Origin of the sequence: Erythrobacter sp. LQ02-29, from assembly GCF_022576075.2 — a bacterium.
Lineage (GTDB): Bacteria > Pseudomonadota > Alphaproteobacteria > Sphingomonadales > Sphingomonadaceae > Alteriqipengyuania.
In genome coordinates, this window is the sequence record NZ_JANCNT010000001.1 from 1,527,713 (window position 1) to 1,545,954 (window position 18,242).

Sequence of the window (18,242 nt, forward strand, 5' to 3'; positions counted from 1 at the left end):
ACTGGGCTCCAGACGAACAGGGTTCGAATATCAGAACTGGCGACGACCCGCCGATCGGAACGGCGGCCAGCACCTTTGAAGCTGAAGAACTGTTGGTCAGACAGTCCGAGCGAGCACCGCCTCGGCGCTGGTCCAGTCGGCCTTCCCGTAGCGGGCATTGTCGAGCGGCGAGAGCTTGCCTCGCCCGCTCGCCATGTCGCGAATATACTGCATTCCCTGCCAGGCCGGGAACGCAGCATCGCTATCCGGGGTCAGCAGCCGGGCAACGCGGATCAGCGCCAAAAGCCGGCCCATCCCGCCTGCACGAAGCAGCTTCCAGGGCCGGCCGTCCAGCCGCGTCATCCCTGCCGCGAGATCGCGGGGCGAAACCACGTCGCCCGCAATGCGAAGGAGGCGGGGGGCGCCATCGTCCAGAGCAACATCGGCGGTATAGTCGGCCGTGTCGTCCTTGGTCGTGAAGTCCATCAGCTGGTCTGCGTCGCCCTTCTCCAGCGTCATTCCGCCCCCCCGCATGACTTTCCACAAGCTTTCCGGGGCATTTATTGCTATATCGTGCTGATGCGAGGCTGCTTGCACGCGCCCGTTCCCCGTTTTCTGCCTGAGCGGAACTCTTCCGCCCGCTAAACCTCGCCGCCCTGTCCACGGGCGGATCTATTGTGAGTTCCAATGTCCTTCGAAAATCTACCGTCAATTCTGCGCGACACCCTTGTCGAACGCGGTTTCGCCTCTGTTACTCCGGTGCAGGCTGCCGTGATCGCCCCCGATGCCGGGGGGCGGGACCTGATCGTTTCCGCGCAGACGGGTTCGGGCAAGACGGTCGCTTTCGGTTTGGCGCTTTCGAGCGAACTGCTTACCCACGGTGACGCTGAGTCGCGCGGCGAGGGGCCACTGGTACTCATGATCGCCCCGACGCGCGAGTTGGCATTGCAGGTCAGTCGAGAGCTCGCCTGGCTGTATGGCAGGACCGGTATTCGCATCGCAACTTGTGTCGGCGGAATGGATGCGTCCAAGGAACGACGGGCACTGCGGGGCGGACCGGCGATCGTCGTGGGCACTCCTGGGCGGCTGCGCGATCACCTCGAACGCGGCGCGCTCGACCTGTCGGGGCTCGCGGGCGTCGTGCTCGACGAGGCTGACGAGATGCTCGATATGGGGTTTCGCGAGGATCTCGAAGAAATTCTCGACGCCGCGCCGGAAACGCGCCGTACGCTTCTGTTTTCAGCAACCTTGCCTCGTCCGATCGTTCGCTTGGCCGAGCGCTATCAGACCAACGCCTTGCGTTTGACACTCGCGAGTGAGGGCCACGGGCACGGAGACATCGCTTACCAGGCGATTACCGTCGCTCCGTCCGAGATCGAAAACTCGGTGGTGAACCTGTTGCGCTTCCACGAGGCGGAAACGGCCATTTGTTTTTGCGCCACCCGCGACAATGTGCGGCGGCTGCATGCCACCTTGCAGAATCGGGGTTTCGCCGTCGTGGCCCTGTCGGGCGAACATTCGCAGTCGGAACGCAACCAGGCTATGCAGGCATTGCGCGATCGCCGTGCGCGCGTTTGCGTTGCCACGGATGTGGCGGCGCGTGGTCTCGACCTGCCTTCGCTGAGCCTCGTCATTCATGTCGAGATACCGCGCGATGCGGAAACGCTGCAGCACCGTTCGGGTCGTACCGGCCGGGCGGGAAACAAGGGCACCGCCGTCATTGTGGTGCCCTACAATCGCCGAAAGCGTGTGGAAGGCATGTTGCGCGGTGCGAAGATATCGGCGGATTGGATGAGCGCGCCCTCGGCCGAATCCATTCGCGCTCAGGATCACATCCGCTTGATGGACAAGCTTTCTGCTCCGGTCGAATACGAGGAAGCGGACCGCAAGGTGGCCGCCGAGTTGATGAGCCGCATGGCACCGGAAGACATCGCAGCGGCACTGGTGCAGGCCCACCGTGCGAAGATGCCGCAACCGGAAGAATTGATCGCGGATACACCGGCGGCGCGTGAAAAGAACAAGGCCGACAATCATCGTCCGGGCTTCGACGACGTGGTTTGGTTCAAGATTGGCATCGGCCGACGACAGAATGCCGAGCCGCGCTGGCTGTTGCCGATGATTTGCCGCCGGGGCCACATAACGCGTAACGAGATCGGGGCGATCCGGATTGGCCAGAACGAAAGCTGGTTCCAAATCCCGCGAGCGATCGCTTCGAAATTTGCGGACACGATTGGCCGCACAGCTTCCGCAGACGACAGTCAAGATGCCATCGCAATCGAGCGAAGCGACGAAGGGCCGCGTGTGGAGGCCCGCCAGAACCGCAAACGTGGCGATCACGATCCGGGTGTGAAAAACTTCCGAAAGGGTCGCCGCGAGAAGGGTGGCGGAGAAAAGAAAGGGAAGCGCAAACCCGCTCGGCCGTCGGGACGCTGAAGGGCGAGTTCTGACATGGGCTAGTACTGTCGCCAAGGCCCGGAGCGATTGGCGGCAGCGGTTTGCAACCGCACTGCTAGAGTTGAGATGCTTTGCCATCCTTACGGCGATCGCTAGGCGGAATGGGATGGACTTCGACGACCTCATCTTTCGCTATTTCGGGACCACCTCGCTGGATGGGGTTGGCGAGGGGGCGCGGGTGGCCGGCGTTGAGCGGATGCTGGTCGATTTCGGGCTCTCGCGCGATCGCGGGGGTCGGTTCGCATTGTGGACGCTGCTGTACATGTTCGACGCCGCACCCGATCTGGACGTTGCATTTCCCGATCCGGCGGATCGTGAGGCGGCGCGCAATTTCATGGATTTGCTCGCCGGTGCCGAGGGCGAGCCGCAATGAACGTGCCCGCCTTTCGCGACTTCGATGCTGAGCGCTTCCTGATCGAGCACTGGCAGAAGCGGCCGCTGCTGATCCGCAATCCGTGGCGGTCATGGCGCAATCCATTGCCGCCGGAGGAACTGGCGGGGTTGGCGTGCGAGGGCGAGGTGGAATCACGCCTCGTCCACGAAACGGCATCCGGCGAGCTGGACCTGGAGCACGGTCCGTTGTCGCCCGAGCGGTTCGGCGAATTGGGGCGCTATCCGTGGACTCTGCTCGTGCAGGCGGTCGATCACCACGTTTCCGCCGTCGCTGCGCTGCTCGATGCATTTCGTTTCATTCCCAACTGGCGGGTGGACGATGTGATGGTCAGCTACGCGGTTGATGGCGGCGGGGTGGGCGCTCATTTCGATAGGTACGATGTGTTCTTGGTGCAGGGGCTGGGCCGCCGGCGCTGGCGGATCGGGCCGCAGTGCGACGAAGCCACCCCGTTGCAGCCGTACGATGATCTGCGCTTGCTGGCAGAATTCGAACCCACGGCTGAATGGGTGCTGGAGCCGGGCGATATCCTCTACGTCCCGCCGGGTTTCGCGCATGAGGGCGTGGCGGTCGGCGATGATTGCATGACCTATTCGGTGGGCTTCCGCGCGCCCTCGCGCGGCGAACTGCTGTCGGGGTGGATCGATCACGCGCTCGACACCCTTACCGACGACGATCGCTACACCGATCCCGACCTGAGCATGCAGGACAATCCGGGTGAGATTTCCAGCGCGGCGCTCGACCGGGTCTACGAGATGATGACGCGCAGCCTGTCCGACCGGCCCGCATTCGCGCGCTGGTTCGGCGAGTATGCCACTGCGCCGAAGACCGACCGGCTGGACTGGGCACCCGAGGGGGCGGTTTCGATGCAGGACGTACGGTCCGCGATGGAATCCGGCGCGACGATCATGCGCAATCCCGCCAGCCGCTTCGCCTTCGTGTGCCATGAGGCTGGATCGGTGACGCTGTTCGTCGATGGCGTCGCAGAGGAATGCGCCGGTGCGGCTGCCGATTTTGCCCAGCGTCTCTGCGCGGAGCCAACGATGGTTCCCGGCCCCGACATGGCGAGGTGCCCATCAGTGGTGAACCTGATCCACGAGTTGGTCCACCGGGGCGGCGTAGCCTTCAGCGAAGACGACTGACACGCGCGATCACACCGCGCGCCACGCGCCCGGCGCCAAGCCGTCCAGCGTCCATTCGCCCACCGACCAGCGCACCAGCCGCAGGGTGGGATGACCGATGGCGGCAGTCATGCGGCGCACCTGCCGGTTGCGTCCCTCGCGGATCGTCAGCCGCAGCCAGCTGTCAGGAATGGATTTCCGCACGCGGATCGGGGGATCGCGCGGCCATAGCCGCGGGTCGTCGATGCGCTCCGCGCTGGCGGGCAGGCTCAGGCCGTCCTTCAGCCGCACGCCCCGTCGCAGCATTTCTAGGTCGTCTTCGCCCGGATCGCCGTCCACCTGCACCAGATAGGTCTTGGGCAGCTTGTGCCGTGGATCGGCGATCCGCGCCTGCATTCGCCCATCGTCGGTCAGGATCAGCAGCCCCTCGCTGTCGAAGTCGAGCCGTCCTGCCGGGTAATATCCCGGTGCGTCGATGAAATCGGCCAGCGTCGGGCGCGGCGGTCCCTGCCTCTCATCGGTGAATTGGCACAGCACGCCGTACGGCTTGTTGAAGGCGATCACGCCCGCCATTGCGCTCAGGCTTCTACCTGTTCGAGTGTTTCCTGCGCGTCCAGCCATTCGGCTTCGGCCTCTTCCAGCGCCGCGGCTATCGAAGCCCGCTCGCGAGCGAGATCGGCTGGCGATTTCGCCTGAGGGGCGGGCGACGGATCGGCCAGCGCGACATCAATCGCGGCGATCTGCTCCTGCAGCGTGGCCACGCGCTTTTCCGCTGCCGAGACATTGCTACGCGCAGCTTTGGCTTCCTGTCGTTGCTTGGCGGAGGAACCCCGGCCCCCCCTTCCCTTGGCCTTGCCGCCTTCCTTCGGCTGGTTCCGGCCCAGCACGAAATCGATGTAATCCTCCATGCTGCCTGGATATTCGCGCGCCGTACCCTCATCCACCAGCACCAGCCGGTCAGCCGTCAGCTCCACCATATGCCGGTCGTGGCTGATGAGGAGGACCGCGCCGTCGAAGGCGTTGATCGCCTGCACCAGCGCCTCGCGCGCGTCGACGTCCAGGTGGTTGGTCGGTTCGTCCAGGATCAGCAGGTGCGGCGCGTCGCGAGTAATCAGGGCCAGAGCCAGCCGCGCCCGCTCGCCGCCGGAAAGCTTGCCGACCTGGGTCGTCGCCTTTTGCCCGGAGAAGCCGAACCGGCCCAGCTGCGCGCGCACTGCACCGGGGGACGCCTTTTCCATCGCGCGGGTCATATGGTCGAGCGGCGTGTCGTCGGACGACAGCTCTTCCACCTGATACTGGGTGAAATAACCCACTTTCATGCGGGGGGAGACGTTCATTTCGCCCTCCATCACCGGCAGCTGCGCGGCGAGCAGACGGGCCAGCGTGGTCTTGCCATTGCCGTTGCGGCCCAGCAGCGCGATCCGCTCGTCCGGATCGATCCGCAGATCGAGGCGCTGCAGGATCGGCGTCTCGTCATAGCCCACCGCGGCGAGATCGAGCGTGATCATCGGCGGGCGCAGCTCGTCCGGGCTGGGGAAATCGAAGCTGAGGCCCGGATCGTCCATCAGCGCGGCGATCGGCTGCATCTTGGCCAGCATCTTGGCGCGCGATTGCGCCTGCTTCGCGGTGGAGGCACGGGCGCTGTTACGCGCGACGTAATCCTGCAGCCGGGCGCGCTGCGCATCCTGCGACGCCTTGGCCGCGGCGAGCTGCGCGGCACGCTCCGCCCGCTGCCGCTCGAACGCGTCGTAATTGCCGGGATACATGGTCAGCTTGCCGCCCTGAAGGTGCAGAATCCCGGTAACGACATTGTTCAGCAGATCACGTTCGTGGCTGATGACGATCAGCGTGCCCTGATAGGATTTCAGGAAGGATTCCAGCCATAGCGTCGCCTCCAGATCGAGGTGATTGGACGGCTCGTCCAGCAGCATGATGTCGGGTGCGGACAGCAGCAGGGCACCAAGCGCAACCCGCATCTTCCATCCGCCCGAAAAACTTTCGAGCGGGCGCGCCTGCATCTCCTCATCGAAGCCCAGGCCGTTCAGAATGATGGCCGCCCGCGAGGGCGCAGCATAGGCGTCGATCGCCAGCAGACGTTCGTGAATATCGCCGAGCCGGTTCATGTCGGTGCAGGTTTCCGCCTGCTCCAACAATTGCGAGCGCTCGGTATCGCCCGCGAGCACCGCGTCGAAAGCGGTGGTGGCGCCATCGGGCGCTTCCTGCGCGACATAGCCCAGCCGCGACCGGCGCGGCATCTCGATCGTGCCGTCATCCGCCTCCAACTCGCCGATCAGCGCTTTCATCAGCGTGGACTTGCCCGCGCCGTTGCGCCCGATCAGCCCGATCCGCGCGTCGATCGGGATGGCAGCCGAAGCGCCCTCGAGAATGGCCCGGCCGCCAAGCCGCAACGTCAGATTGTTGATGGTGATCATGAGGCCGCCGCCACTATCAGCGAAGCGGCGTATTCCCAAGCGAATGACGTTCTGACTGGTGGAGGTCGCGTTTGGTTCTTCTCAGCCGGCTCGGCTACCGGGCGTAATCCGGATCGCATGTAGGACCGCTTCTGGCTTGCGGTTGCGCAGCAAGGATCGGGTAACCGTGTATGCGGATACCCGATCCTTGCTTTTCACTTAGCCTGACAGCTCGTGGGATTGGACCGTTACACAGCCGATACCGCAGAATAACCGTATTGCGGTGCTTCGGCGTTCCTACTCAGAAGCGATAGCTCGCACTGAGTTTGACCGAACGGCCATACCGGTAATAACCCTGCGAAAGCAGCGGATTGCCGTTCAGGCTGTATGTCTGCTTGGAGTCCAGCAGGTTCTGTCCGTCGAGCGCGAGAGTGACGCGATCGGTAATGTCATAGGATATGTGAGCCGTTACCCAGGTAATGGCATCGGCCTCCTCGTTATACCCTGCACCCAGCACGTTGATCGCGGTGGTGAAGCTGTCCGTATGATCGGCCGTCGCGGCCAGCGACAGCGGACCTTTCTCGTAAAGCAGGCTGAGAGAATATACGGACGGCGCAATCCCTTCCAGCGGACGGACCTCGTCGCCGACATAGCTCTTGGACCAGTTGCGCGTGAATTGCCCGCGGACGCCGAAGCCGTTGTTGAAGAGATGCTGCAGACCGACTTCGATACCCTTCACCTTGGCGTAATCGCCATTGATGGGGCGGATGATGTTGAACAGATATCCCGGCACGCCGATGTCGACGCCCGGCTCCCAGCTGGTCGTGATCTGGTTCTTTATGTGCTTGTAGAATCCGGCGACGTTGAAGATCGAGCTCGGCGCGAAATACCATTCGAGCGACACGTCGAACTGATCGGCCTGGTACGGTTTCAGATCCGCGTTGCCGCTATAGACCTGTGTGAATTCGCCCCACGACACACTCTCGGTGGTGTTGGTCGGCGCAAGGGCCTCGACCGATGGACGCGCCATGGTGCGCGCGGCGCTGAGACGCAGGCGAAGGTTGTCGATCAGGTCGATGCTCAGATTGGCCGAGGGCAGGAGGTAAGTGTACTCACTGTCCTGCGTTATTTCGGACGGGGCGTCGTAGACGGCGGTGTAGTTGAACGCGCCGTTGGCGATGATGCTCAGAATCTTCGCATCCCACGCCTGCGCGCTGGTATTGGTATTCACCAGGCGCAGCCCGATATTGCCGCTCCAGCGTGCGCCCGACAGGTTGGCCTGCACATAGCCCACCGCGGTATCCTCCGTCACGCGGTAGCTCTGAAGCGGGTTCCACACAGGCGCTGCGGCGGAGAAATCGTATGTCCCACCGCCCGGGCGCGGCGTTCCGTCATACGCTTCGAGCGCGGCAAGGTAGCCCGGAATGTCGAATGAGAGGAAGGAGCGGGGGAACATCGCGTTCACACCGTTCATGAAGTTGGGCAAGTCCAGGGTGCGTGAAATGACGTTGCCGCCCAGGTCGCCAACGTTGATCGCGTAGTTGCCGGAATAATAGTCGGCACCGCCGGTCAGCGAATTGTTGACCAGCTCACGCGCCTTCTCGCGGCTGTTGTAGGTGAAGCCGAACAGAACGGATTCCAGCGGCCCCATGTCGGTGAACAAGTTGCCGGCGAAGGACAAGCCGGTGATCTTGTCGTCGATGTTGTCGCCTGCCAGCGAGAAATAGTGGGTGTTGAAGTCCGAAGGACCGAACGCTCCATCCGCCAGCCCGCTGACGAGGTCTCTTCCGTCGTTGAAGGTAACGCGCACGTCGGGCACCGCGGAATCGTTCAGCATGAAGCTCGCGGTATTGGGCTGGTTCATGCGCAGGACCACGTAGCTGTCCTGACCGCCCGAATTCCGCGAGGAACTGGAGCGGTAGATGTCTGCGGTCAGGGTCAGGGCGTCGGTCGCCTCCCACTTCGCATTGGCACCGTAGAGATCGGTATCCACCACACGGTAGGATGTCTGGTTGAGCAGTTCCGGATTCAGAGCCAGCTCCGGATCGGGATTGTTCATGTCGAAACTGGTGACGATACCGTCCTGGATCTGGATGTTCGACCAGCGCCCCGGGGAAAACAGCGTGTAATACGACTGCTGGAAACCGACCTGTGGGGAATCGAGCTTCGTCTTGATGCCGTCGAGCGTGAGGGTGAAGGTGTCCGTGGGACGCCATTCGACCTTGGCGGTGAAAGCCCGGCGACGTTTTTCTTCCAAGATCGAGCCGACCCGGAACTGGCCGAGACCGATCAGGCCGTATTCGTCGGGATCGAGCTCCCCGTTGCCGTTCGGGTCGATATTTCCACCCCAGGCATTGCCGTACAGCCAGCTTTCGTCGGTCGGATCGGGGTTGCGGGTCCAGCCGCCATCGTTGCCGGCGACGTCGGTGCGATCCTTGCGCCGCTCGAGAACCACGCCCAGCATGACGCCTAGCGTATCGTCGGCGAAGGTGTTGCTGACGACCCCGGAAAACTTCACGCCCGCATATTCGGACATCAGGTTGTAATCGCCCTGCAGGCGGACCACTCCGTTCAGGCCGACCTTGTCGAACGGGCTCGCCGAACGCAGATTGACCAGGCCGCCGATCGCACCCTCGGTCAGCGACGCTTCCGCCCCCTTGATCACGTCCGCCCCGCTGATCACGTCGGCGGGCAGGACGTCGTAAGCGAAATCGCGGCTCGCGCCATCGGTGGCAAGCGTCCGACCGTTGAAGGTCGTCAGGGTGTATTCGGGGCCAAGGCCGCGGACGCTGACATACTGTCCCTCGCCGCCGGCGGTGCGGCTTATGGCGACGCCCGTGATGTGCGCGAGCGAGTCTGCCACGTTGTCATCGGGGAAGACGCCCAGTTCCAGCGCGCTGATCGAATCCTGTACCGTCGATGCATTCTTCTTCAGATCGACCGAGCGGGCGATACTCCCGCGCACGCCGCGAACCACGATCACTGTGGACGACGTATCGGCGTAATCGGTTTGCTCATCGTCCGCCGCGGCCTGCGCATCGTCCGCCGTAACGTCCTGGGCCGCCAACGGAGTGGCCGCGACCAGTGCTGCGACACTGGAACCCACGACTGCCATGGCACGAAATTGACGATATGCGTTCATCATAAGCCCTCCATCAAGCTGCCCGGCATTCTCCGGCCGTAACAGCGCCCCGATTTGCGAAACGAGGGCCGTGCCCTCAGTATGTTTCATTTTGCATCGTACGCACGTAATTTTTTGATGGCAAGCACAATATAACGATATTTATCCCGGTGGTTTTGGCCCGCGATACGTTTGTGCTTTGCTGAAACCTACCGTTATCATGCGTTTGCAGGGCGCTTCGAAACCGTGTCGTATTGCGGATGATAACGGTACCTCTTACAAGGCATATTCAAGCGGGCATCACGGGGCACAATGACCAAATTGCGAGACACCAGCGGTCGGCGCCAGAAAATGATCGCCATGCTGAAGGATTTGGGCAGTATCCAGGTGGCGGAACTGTCCCGGCAGTTCGACGTGTCGTCCCAGACGATCCGGAAAGACCTTGATTTCCTGTGCGAACGCGGGCTGGCCGAAAGGTCCTATGGCGGCGCCATATCGACCGACGTCATAAACGCTGGCGGCGAACCCGCCGTCGAGACGAAGCAGGTGATCAATGTCGAGGAGAAGCGGCGGATCGGGAAGTGCGCGGCCGATATGGTTGTGGCGGGCGATTCGATCGTGCTCGATTCAGGTACGACCGCCATGGCCATCGCGACGCACCTGCCGGATATCGAAGACATCACCGTCGTCACGAACGATTTCAACGTCCTGTCGATACTCGCGCGCAAGGAGCACGTGGTCACGGTGATGCTGGGCGGGCAAATGCGCCGGCGCAACATGGCCTTCTACGGCGGGCAAACGATGGACGCGCTGGACGCGCTGCATGTCGACAAGCTGTTCCTGGGCGTGGATGGGTTCGATCTGCAGCGAGGGCTCACTACCCATTACGAGCCCGAAGCTGTCCTCAACCGCAAGATGGTGGGCCGCGCTCGATCGGTCATCGCGGTGACCGACAGTTCGAAATTCGGGCGCACCTGCCTGCACCGGATCATCGATGTCGGCGAGATTTCCGCGTTGGTGACCGACACCGACGCGCCCGACTACATTCGCGATGCAGCCCGGACGGTCGGCTTCGATCTTTACGAGGCTTGAGAGAAGGCGGGGAAGACCCGCAGCGCGTTCTCGTAGTAAATCTTCCGGATCACCGAACGCGGCAATGCCAGCCCGGGCGTATCGGCCTTGAGCGTGTCGACATACTGGCTGTCCGGTGTCGCGAGATATTTCCAGTCCGACCGCCATACGCTCTCTGCCTGCGCGGCGAAGTCCGCGCCGGGATCCATCGGCGGGTTCTGGGACTTCGCCTCCTCCGATGGGGGGCTTAGCGTTAGATCGGTGCCGTACATGACCCGGTCCTGATACTTGATGAGGAAATCGCGCACCCGCTTGCGATCGCGGTTCGACTGATATTGCAGGTTGCTCATCCTCGCCGCCATGTCGACGACCGCGTTGGGATGGGCATCGAGGAACGCCGCCAGTTCGTCTACGCTCCACTCGATACTGGCCAGATGCGCCCCTACTACTGTCAGATCGGGATGCGCTTTCACGAAGCGATCGCGTGCGTCCATCAACTGGCGATAGCTCGGCATCTCTGGATGCAGGTACATGTGATATTCGGGATGCGCCGCGAAATAGAGGCGATCGTTCTCGGTGGTCATCTGGTCCAGCGGCAGCCAGCAGTTGTAAGGCTCGCCCTGATGCGCGATCAAGGGAACACCGCGCTGCGTGATATGCGCCATGACGGTGTCGAAGCCGGGATCGTCCAGCATGATCAACTCCCCGTCCCGGTCACGCTCGACCATGCCGATGTTCTTCCATACCTTCACGCCGATCGCACCGGCGGCCAGCTCCCTGTCGATGTGAGCGTCCGTCCGGGAAGACCAGTTCGCGGATTCGAAACCGTCCATGGAGAAGGTAGTGGTAAACTGGAAATGCCCGGGATCATCCGCGAAGTAGCGGTGCGCTACCTCAGCCTGCGTATCGAGAGAGGGGAAGTCGGGGTAATCCACGTTGATCGACAACACCTGGAAGCCATTGTCCCGTACCAGGGTGAGGAACGATGGATCGTACATGTTGGCATGCACGTGGACGTCCACCTTGGCTACGCGGTCGAAGTCGGCTTGGGTATAATGCGTATCAGCAGAGGAGAGAGCCTCCGGGCGGGAGCCGCCTACCGCTGTGCATGCACCAAGCGCTGCTGAAAGAGCGGCGAGCACGAGCGAATGCTTCAGACTGGGGATTCTCATCTGGCCTCCTGATCGAATGAAAATGAAAGTTCATCCTTGCATCGATTTTCGTTATGTTACATCTATCGGTGCGAAGAGCAAACGGATATTCCGGGCGGGTTTGTCCGGCGAGTTGAGCGCTGGAGGGCGAGGAATGAATTACAAACCAAGTCTGCGACGTCGGCAGTTGCTGCAGCTAATGGGCGGCACGTCCGCTGTGCTGGCAGTCGGCGCGATTACCGTTCCTCCGGTGTTCGCCGCGCCGGTCGCCAACCGCTTCGGCGATGACGCGCTGATGATCGAGATCGACGGCGCCATGCGCACGCGCCTGCTTGTCGGCGGACGCGCGCTGACCGACTTTTCGGATAGCGAGATGCTGCTTCCCGTCGAAGGCACCGCGCTCGCCCAGTTCCTGCTCACCGAGCAGGGCGAGGGTCCTTCGAAGGTGGCGGGTCTTTCCGGAACGACGCACAGCGCCACGGGAGTGAGCGCGAGCGGAATCGAGAAGACGGTCGAATTCACGTTCGATCCCGCGCGACCGGGCGTCGCAGCGATCGTCGCCACTTACCGCAACAAGGGGCGCGAGGCGGTGTCGCTGCGCGGATGGCGCAATGCGTCCCACAGCCTCGCTCGTGGACCGCGTGGCGTGTGGACCTTTGCCGGATCGTCGCACGGCGACCGGCGCGATTGGATCCAGCCCGCACCGGCAGGGTTCGAGCAGCGCAACTACATGGGCATGAACGCATCGGATTATGGCGGGGGAACCCCGGTCGTCGACATCTGGCGTCCCGACGCGGGCCTGGCCGTCGGCCATCTGGAGCTGACGCCAGAACTGGTCGCATTGCCGGTCGCGAGTACGGCCAGCGGCACAAGCATCGCGATCGAGAGCGATCGGCCGTTCGCGCTGGCACCGGGCGAGGAGGTGTCCACGCTGACGACCTTCGTCGCCGCGCATACCGGCGACTGCTTCGTGCCCCTGACCGCTTATCGCGAGATCATGGCCGCGCGCGGGATGACCGACGCCTATGTTCCGGCGTCCGCATACGAAGCGATGTGGTGCGCCTGGGGATACGAGCGCAATTTCAATGTTGCGCAGGTCATCGACACTCTGCCCAAGGTGAAGGAGCTCGGCATCGAGTGGGCCGTCCTCGATGACGGCTGGCAGACGGCGGAGGGCGACTGGTATCTCGATCCGGTCAAGTTCCCGCGCGGCGACGCCGACATGATCGACTTCGTCGACCGCATAAAAAAGGCAGGGCTGCGCCCCCGTTTGTGGATCGCACCGCTGGCCGTCGATCCCGGCACCGACCTGCTGCGCGATCACACGGACATGCTGCTGCTGGACGAGAACGGCGCGGTCAACGATGTGACGTGGTGGAACGCGTTTACGCTGTGTCCGGCCTACCAGCCGACGATCGACAACTGCACCGCCCTGGTGCGTAAGATCATCGGTGAGTGGGGATTTGAAGGGCTTAAGCTGGACGGGCAGCACCTCAACGGTGTTCCGCCGTGTTACAATCCGGCGCACAACCACGCCTATCCAGAGGAAGCGTGCGAACAGCTGCCTGCCTTCTGGGAGGCGGTGCATGAAGCGGCGACATCGATCAATCCGGATGCAATCCTGGAATTCTGCCCATGCGGCACATCCTTCGCATTCCATTCCCTTCCCTACATGAACCAGGTTCCGGCATCCGACCCGCTGTCGTCCTGGCAAATCCGGACCAAAGGCAAGACGACCAAGGCGCTCATGGGCCCTTCGGCCCCCTTCTCCGGCGATCATGTGGAGCTAAGCGACGGCGGAACGGACTTCGCTTCTGCAGTGGGTATCGGCGGCGTGGTTTCGACCAAGTTCACCTGGCCGCGCGATACCGACAACCCCAGCGGCGAGCTTCCGCCCGGCGGATATGTCCTTACGCCCGAAAAAGAGCGGCACTGGCGCAAATGGATCGGGCTTTACAAGGAACACGATCTGGCGCGCGGCACCTATCGCGGCGAGCTGTACGACATCGGGTTCGACCGGCCCGAGGCACATGCCATCGACCAGAACGATCGTAGCTACTTCGCCTTCTACGCCGACAAGTATTCCGGGCCGGTAGAATTGCGCGGACTTGCAGCCGGGCGTTACCGCGTGACGGACATCGCCAGCGGTAAGGTTCTGGGTACTGTCGATGCCGTTGGCCCCGAACTTCCCGTCGCGTTCCAGGAGCACCTCCTGCTGCAAGCGGAAAGGGTGTCGGCATGACGGCGACCGCCGTGTCCACGCCGCCTGCCGAACGAAGCTGGCTGATCTTTGCCCTGTCTACCGTCGGCCTGTGGGGCGTATGGGGAGCGATCGCGGGAATGTCGGCGGAACGCGGGTTTCCCGAAACGCTGGTCTATTGCGTGTGGTCGCTGACCATGGTGCCGCCCGCGCTGATCGTGCTCGCCATGTCCGGCTGGCGTCTGGACAAGGACGCCCGGTCGATCGCGTACGGATTGACCATCGGACTGCTCGGCGCGGGCGGTCAGTTGATCCTGTTCTATGCCGTAACCCGCGGCCCGGCCTACCTGATCTTTCCGGTCATTTCCCTCTCGCCGATCGTCACCATCGCGCTTTCGCTACTGATTTTGAAGGAGCGGACCGGCAGGCTGGGGGTGCTAGGCATCGTGCTGGCACTGGTGGCGCTTCCGATGTTCGACCTTTCGCTGTCGGGCGCGGTGGGGGGGCTGGGCTGGGCTCCGCTCGCGCTGCTAATCATGTTGTGTTGGGGCGTGCAGGCGTTTTTCATGAAGCTCGCCAACAACACCATGAGCGCGGAAAGCATCTTTTTTTACATGATGCTGTCCGGTCTAGTGCTGGCGCCTGTCGCCTGGTCGATGACCGATTTCACGCAACCGATCAATTACGGCGCGGACGGACCCTGGCTGGCGGCGGGAATTCAGATGCTGAACGCCGTTGGCGCGCTGACGCTGGTTTTCGCTTTTCGTTACGGCAAGGCGATCGTCGTTGCTCCCCTTTCTAACGCCGGCGCGCCGCTGGTCACCGCCGTCCTGTCGCTGCTGATCCTGGGCGCCGTTCCCGGCCCGCTGAAGATCGTGGGCCTTGTGCTGGCCCTCGTCGCTTCCGTTCTGCTGGCGATAGAGCCGGAGGCGGCAGACGAAACCGAAGCTAATTTCGACGGAGAAACCGTATGAACCTGTTGCTCGACCGGGTCGCCCGACACAAGGCGGGCGAGGATGTCGGCATCTACTCGGTATGCTCCGCCCACCCCATGGTGATCGAGGGCACGCTGCGTCATGCGCTGAGGCGCGATGCGCCTTTCGTGCTGATCGAAGCGACCTCCAACCAGGTCAATCAGGATGGCGGTTACACAGGGATGAAGCCGGCGGGCTTTCGGGACCATGTGTCGCAGATCGCCCAGCGCGTGGGCTTTCCGGAAGATCGGATCGTGCTTGGCGGTGACCATCTCGGCCCCAACGCCTGGACTTCGCTGAGCGCCGAGGAAGCGATGGAGCGGTCCGATGTGCTGATCGACCAGTATGTTCGGGCAGGGTTCGCCAAAATCCATCTCGACTGTTCGATGTCCTGCGCCGACGATCCCGTTCCCTTGCCCGAAGAGACGATTGCCGAGCGCGCGGCGCGGCTTTGCCGAGTGGCGGAGGCCGCCTATATCGAAGCTGACACGCAGCCCCCGGTGTACGTGATCGGAACGGAGGTTCCCGTGCCGGGCGGCGCGACGGAAGACCTGGAACCGTTGCAGGTTACCTCTCCCGAGGCGGCGCTTGGCACAATCGCCATGCACAAGGAGCTGTTTCCGGCGGAAGCCTGGGACCGCGTGATCGCCCTGGTGGTTCAGCCGGGCGTGGAATTCGATCACCATCAAGTGCTGGATTACCGGCCGGAGGCTGCGCAAGACCTCAGCCGGAGCCTCGACGATGTGCCGGGCATGGTCTTCGAAGCGCATTCCACCGACTACCAGACCCAGGAAGCCCTGACCGCGCTGGTACGCGACCATTTCGCTATCCTGAAAGTCGGGCCCGGCCTCACCTTTGCGCTGCGCGAAGCCTTGTGGGCGCTCGACGCCATGGAACGCGACATGCTGGGCGAGGGCGCGTCCGATTTCCGTGCAAGGGTGCTGGCGGTGATGAACGACAAGCCGGGGCACTGGAAGAAGTACTATCATTCGACCGGCTCCGACTTGCAGCTGGACCTGCAATATTCGCTGAGCGATCGCATCCGCTATTACTGGCCGGATGCGCTGATATCCGACGCGCAGGAGGAGATGTTCGCCAATTTGCGCGCATCCCCGCCGCCGCTCCCGCTGATCAGCCAGTATCTCCCGCAATCCTATGCCGAACTGCGCGAGGGAACCATCACGAACGATCCGGCCGAACTGGTCATGGCGCACGTCATGACGACGCTGGACACATACCTGAAAGCGACCGACGCTGGAGATAGAAGCAATGCTTAGGCTTGGATACGATGAGAGGGAGCTGGAGCAGAAAGGCGCTCTCTGGACTGCTCGCGAAATCGGGCAGCAGCCCGAAACGCTAGTGGCGACCGACGGGATCGTGACGGAGATGAAGGATCGGATCGCGGCGTTCGTGCGACCCTATCTGTCCAATCCCCTTGCGCGTGTCATCCTGACCGGCGCGGGCACCTCCGCGTTCATCGGCGAATGTCTGGCGCCATTCCTCGACGCGCAGGCGACCGCTCGGGTCGAGGCGGTGGCCACCACGGACATCGTGAGTTCGCCGTTCGTCTATCTGCGAGCAGACACACCGACCTTGCTCGTCTCCTTCGGGCGTTCCGGCAACAGTCCGGAAAGCAAAGGAGCCATCGAGATCGCGGACAAGCTGGTTGCCGACGTGAGCCACCTGGTCATCACCTGCAACGCTGAGGGCGCGATCGCCGGGCAGGGCAACGATAACCGTTTGACGGTGCTGCTGCCTGATGCAGCGCACGACCGCAGCTTCGCCATGACGTCGAGCTTTACGGCAATGATGTATGCCGCCTGGGCCACGTTGGCGCGCGAACCGGTCGATCTGGAACGGATTTCGGAAGGCTGCGCGAACATCCTTCAAATCACCATACCGATGATGCAGCGTCTGGCGGACGCTCGTTTCGACCGCGTAGTCTATCTCGGTAGCGGTCCTTTCAAGGGCCTGGCGCGCGAGGCGGCGCTCAAGCTCATGGAACTGACCGACGGCAAGATCCCTACCTGCTTCGATTCCCCACTGGGGTTCCGCCACGGACCCAAGACAGTCGTTACCGACCGAACCATGGTGATGCTATTCATGTCTAACGATCCCCTTACACGGGCGTATGACATGGACCTTCGTGCAGAACTCATCGCCGACAGCAAGGCGGCGGAAATCGTCACATTGTCGGCCATCGACGATATCGAAGATGCGATCCTAGTTCCGGGAATGGCAGACGCGAAGGACCCCGAATTGCTCTATCCCTATATCATCGCGCCGCAGATTTACGGGCTTCTCGCCTCACTCGATGCAGGGCTGACCCCCGACAATCCGAATGTGAGCGGTACGGTCAATCGTGTGGTCCAAGGCGTAAGGCTTCACGCATGCGAGACGGTCTGAACGCGGATATCTATCTGGGAGTCGATGGCGGTGGAACGAAGACCGCCTTCACGCTGATCGATAGCGCGGGCAGGGTTCTGGCCCAGCATATGGCAGGGTCGAGCTATTATCTGCAGATCGGCTTAGAAAGCCTGACCGAACTGTTGCGGGAGGGGGTGGCGCAAGTCTGTCCCGATCCTGAAACTCTGGCTTTCGTCTTTTTCGGTCTGCCGGCGTTCGGAGAGGACAGCAGGGTTGATCCGCTGATCGCAACACTCCCGCGCGAGATACTGGGCCACGATCGCTTTGCCGTGGGCAACGACATGGTATGCGGCTGGGCCGGATCGCTGGGCGGTCGGGACGGCATCAACATCGTCGCGGGAACCGGCTCGATCGCATATGGCGAGCGCGCGGGGAAAAGCGCACGGGCAGGCGGCTGGGGCGAGATTTTCAGCGACGAGGGCTCCGCCTACTGGATCGCCACCAGGGGCCTGCAGCTCTTTTCCAGAATGAGCGACGGGCGATCCCCGCCCGGACCGTTGCTGATGGCGCTACGCGATTACTTCGCGCTGCATGAGGATCTCGACCTGTGTGGGCACGTCATGGGTGCGGCCGCGAACCGCGAGAGTATCGCTGCGCTCAGCCAAATCGTAGCGGCGGCGGCGAATGCCGGAGACGCGGCGGCGGCGAATATTTTCCGTGATGCTGCCAGTGAGCTTGCCGAAATCGTGCACGCCGTGGCGGAAGAACTCGCCTTCGCACCGGATGAGGATATCCCGGTATCCTGGTCCGGTGGCGTGTTCCGGTCGGGCGACCTCGTCACCGAACCGTTCAAGGCCAGACTGGCTGAGATGGACCCGCGCTACCGTCTTGTGGACCCAGTCGCCGATCCGACGATGGGGGCGGCGCTGTATGCACTGCGTCGGGCAGGCAACGCGCAAGCCCGTTCCATCGCACAGACGGCTGGCTAGGTTCGCGACAGGT

At 62.8% G+C, this 18,242-nt stretch carries 14 protein-coding genes; 9 read left to right on the top strand and 5 right to left on the bottom strand.

Features of this window, described 5'->3' with window-relative positions; translation table 11 throughout:
* Positions 1-96 precede the first annotated feature (96 nt).
* Complete coding sequence (locus tag MKP08_RS07590; protein WP_241553311.1) at positions 97-498, bottom strand: hypothetical protein; 402 nt, start codon at positions 496-498, stop codon at positions 97-99.
* Between the two features lie 168 nt (positions 499-666).
* Here MKP08_RS07590 and MKP08_RS07595 point away from each other — a divergent pair, with 168 nt between their 5' ends.
* The 3 genes from MKP08_RS07595 to MKP08_RS07605 all read left to right on the top strand — a co-directional run bounded on the left by MKP08_RS07595 (position 667) and on the right by MKP08_RS07605 (position 3,966).
* The gene (locus MKP08_RS07595; protein ID WP_241553312.1) at positions 667-2,412 is read left to right on the top strand and encodes a DEAD/DEAH box helicase; all 1,746 of its coding nucleotides are present in this window, start codon (positions 667-669) and stop codon (positions 2,410-2,412) included.
* A 127-nt stretch (positions 2,413-2,539) separates the two neighbouring features.
* On the top strand, positions 2,540-2,806 hold the full coding sequence (locus MKP08_RS07600) for a hypothetical protein (protein WP_241553313.1): 267 nt from the start codon (positions 2,540-2,542) through the stop codon (positions 2,804-2,806).
* Positions 2,803-3,966 carry a cupin domain-containing protein gene (locus MKP08_RS07605; protein WP_241553314.1) on the top strand — a complete coding sequence of 388 codons (1,164 nt, stop codon included), beginning with the start codon at positions 2,803-2,805 and terminating at the stop codon, positions 3,964-3,966. The genes MKP08_RS07600 and MKP08_RS07605 overlap by 4 nt, the downstream gene beginning before the upstream one ends.
* A 9-nt stretch (positions 3,967-3,975) precedes the next feature.
* On the opposite strand, the gene MKP08_RS07610 is transcribed toward MKP08_RS07605, so the two are convergent.
* From MKP08_RS07610 to MKP08_RS07620, 3 genes are all read right to left on the bottom strand, one after another.
* On the bottom strand, positions 3,976-4,518 hold the full coding sequence (locus tag MKP08_RS07610; protein ID WP_241553315.1) for a pseudouridine synthase: 543 nt from the start codon (positions 4,516-4,518) through the stop codon (positions 3,976-3,978).
* 5 nt (positions 4,519-4,523) lie between these two features.
* Entirely contained in the window at positions 4,524-6,377 is a 1,854-nt protein-coding gene (locus MKP08_RS07615; RefSeq protein WP_241553316.1) for an ABC-F family ATP-binding cassette domain-containing protein, read from the bottom strand.
* Between the two features lie 280 nt (positions 6,378-6,657).
* Positions 6,658-9,588 (bottom strand): TonB-dependent receptor, encoded by a 2,931-nt coding sequence (locus tag MKP08_RS07620; RefSeq protein WP_241553317.1) that lies wholly within the window; start codon positions 9,586-9,588, stop codon positions 6,658-6,660.
* Between the two features lie 201 nt (positions 9,589-9,789).
* On the opposite strand from MKP08_RS07620, the gene agaR reads away from it, so the two are divergent.
* Positions 9,790-10,569, top strand: coding sequence for a transcriptional repressor AgaR (gene agaR, locus MKP08_RS07625; RefSeq protein ID WP_215228710.1), 780 nt, complete (start codon positions 9,790-9,792; stop codon positions 10,567-10,569).
* On the opposite strand, the gene MKP08_RS07630 is transcribed toward agaR, so the two are convergent.
* Positions 10,557-11,720, bottom strand: coding sequence for an amidohydrolase family protein (locus tag MKP08_RS07630; protein ID WP_241553318.1), 1,164 nt, complete (start codon positions 11,718-11,720; stop codon positions 10,557-10,559). The genes agaR and MKP08_RS07630 overlap by 13 nt on opposite strands.
* A gap of 133 nt (positions 11,721-11,853) precedes the next feature.
* Here MKP08_RS07630 and MKP08_RS07635 point away from each other — a divergent pair, with 133 nt between their 5' ends.
* The 5 genes from MKP08_RS07635 to MKP08_RS07655 are packed head-to-tail and all read left to right on the top strand — an operon-like array spanning position 11,854 to position 18,229.
* On the top strand, positions 11,854-13,941 hold the full coding sequence (locus MKP08_RS07635) for a glycoside hydrolase family 36 protein (RefSeq protein ID WP_241553319.1): 2,088 nt from the start codon (positions 11,854-11,856) through the stop codon (positions 13,939-13,941).
* Positions 13,938-14,873: a DMT family transporter gene (locus tag MKP08_RS07640; RefSeq protein ID WP_241553320.1), complete on the top strand. Its 936-nt coding sequence runs from the start codon at positions 13,938-13,940 to the stop codon at positions 14,871-14,873. Before MKP08_RS07635 ends, MKP08_RS07640 begins: the two co-directional genes overlap by 4 nt.
* Positions 14,870-16,150, top strand: coding sequence for a D-tagatose-bisphosphate aldolase, class II, non-catalytic subunit (locus tag MKP08_RS07645; RefSeq protein ID WP_241553321.1), 1,281 nt, complete (start codon positions 14,870-14,872; stop codon positions 16,148-16,150). Before MKP08_RS07640 ends, MKP08_RS07645 begins: the two co-directional genes overlap by 4 nt.
* Positions 16,143-17,279: an SIS domain-containing protein gene (locus MKP08_RS07650; protein ID WP_241553322.1), complete on the top strand. Its 1,137-nt coding sequence runs from the start codon at positions 16,143-16,145 to the stop codon at positions 17,277-17,279. Before MKP08_RS07645 ends, MKP08_RS07650 begins: the two co-directional genes overlap by 8 nt.
* Positions 17,264-18,229 carry an N-acetylglucosamine kinase gene (locus MKP08_RS07655; protein WP_241553323.1) on the top strand — a complete coding sequence of 322 codons (966 nt, stop codon included), beginning with the start codon at positions 17,264-17,266 and terminating at the stop codon, positions 18,227-18,229. Before MKP08_RS07650 ends, MKP08_RS07655 begins: the two co-directional genes overlap by 16 nt.
* Positions 18,230-18,242: the final 13 nt, after the last annotated feature.

What these genes read in the sequence shown, in the direction of transcription:
- MKP08_RS07590 (WP_241553311.1), bottom strand. Translation starts at nt 498, where the DNA reads ATGACGCTGGAGAAGGGCGACGCAGACCAGCTGATGGACTTCACGACC.
- MKP08_RS07595 (WP_241553312.1), top strand. Translation starts at nt 667, where the DNA reads ATGTCCTTCGAAAATCTACCGTCAATTCTGCGCGACACCCTTGTCGAA.
- MKP08_RS07600 (WP_241553313.1), top strand. Translation starts at nt 2,540, where the DNA reads ATGGACTTCGACGACCTCATCTTTCGCTATTTCGGGACCACCTCGCTG.
- MKP08_RS07605 (WP_241553314.1), top strand. Translation starts at nt 2,803, where the DNA reads ATGAACGTGCCCGCCTTTCGCGACTTCGATGCTGAGCGCTTCCTGATC.
- MKP08_RS07610 (WP_241553315.1), bottom strand. Translation starts at nt 4,518, where the DNA reads ATGGCGGGCGTGATCGCCTTCAACAAGCCGTACGGCGTGCTGTGCCAA.
- MKP08_RS07615 (WP_241553316.1), bottom strand. Translation starts at nt 6,377, where the DNA reads ATGATCACCATCAACAATCTGACGTTGCGGCTTGGCGGCCGGGCCATT.
- MKP08_RS07620 (WP_241553317.1), bottom strand. Translation starts at nt 9,588, where the DNA reads ATGAAACATACTGAGGGCACGGCCCTCGTTTCGCAAATCGGGGCGCTG.
- agaR (WP_215228710.1), top strand. Translation starts at nt 9,790, where the DNA reads ATGACCAAATTGCGAGACACCAGCGGTCGGCGCCAGAAAATGATCGCC.
- MKP08_RS07630 (WP_241553318.1), bottom strand. Translation starts at nt 11,720, where the DNA reads ATGAGAATCCCCAGTCTGAAGCATTCGCTCGTGCTCGCCGCTCTTTCA.
- MKP08_RS07635 (WP_241553319.1), top strand. Translation starts at nt 11,854, where the DNA reads ATGAATTACAAACCAAGTCTGCGACGTCGGCAGTTGCTGCAGCTAATG.
- MKP08_RS07640 (WP_241553320.1), top strand. Translation starts at nt 13,938, where the DNA reads ATGACGGCGACCGCCGTGTCCACGCCGCCTGCCGAACGAAGCTGGCTG.
- MKP08_RS07645 (WP_241553321.1), top strand. Translation starts at nt 14,870, where the DNA reads ATGAACCTGTTGCTCGACCGGGTCGCCCGACACAAGGCGGGCGAGGAT.
- MKP08_RS07650 (WP_241553322.1), top strand. Translation starts at nt 16,143, where the DNA reads ATGCTTAGGCTTGGATACGATGAGAGGGAGCTGGAGCAGAAAGGCGCT.
- MKP08_RS07655 (WP_241553323.1), top strand. Translation starts at nt 17,264, where the DNA reads ATGCGAGACGGTCTGAACGCGGATATCTATCTGGGAGTCGATGGCGGT.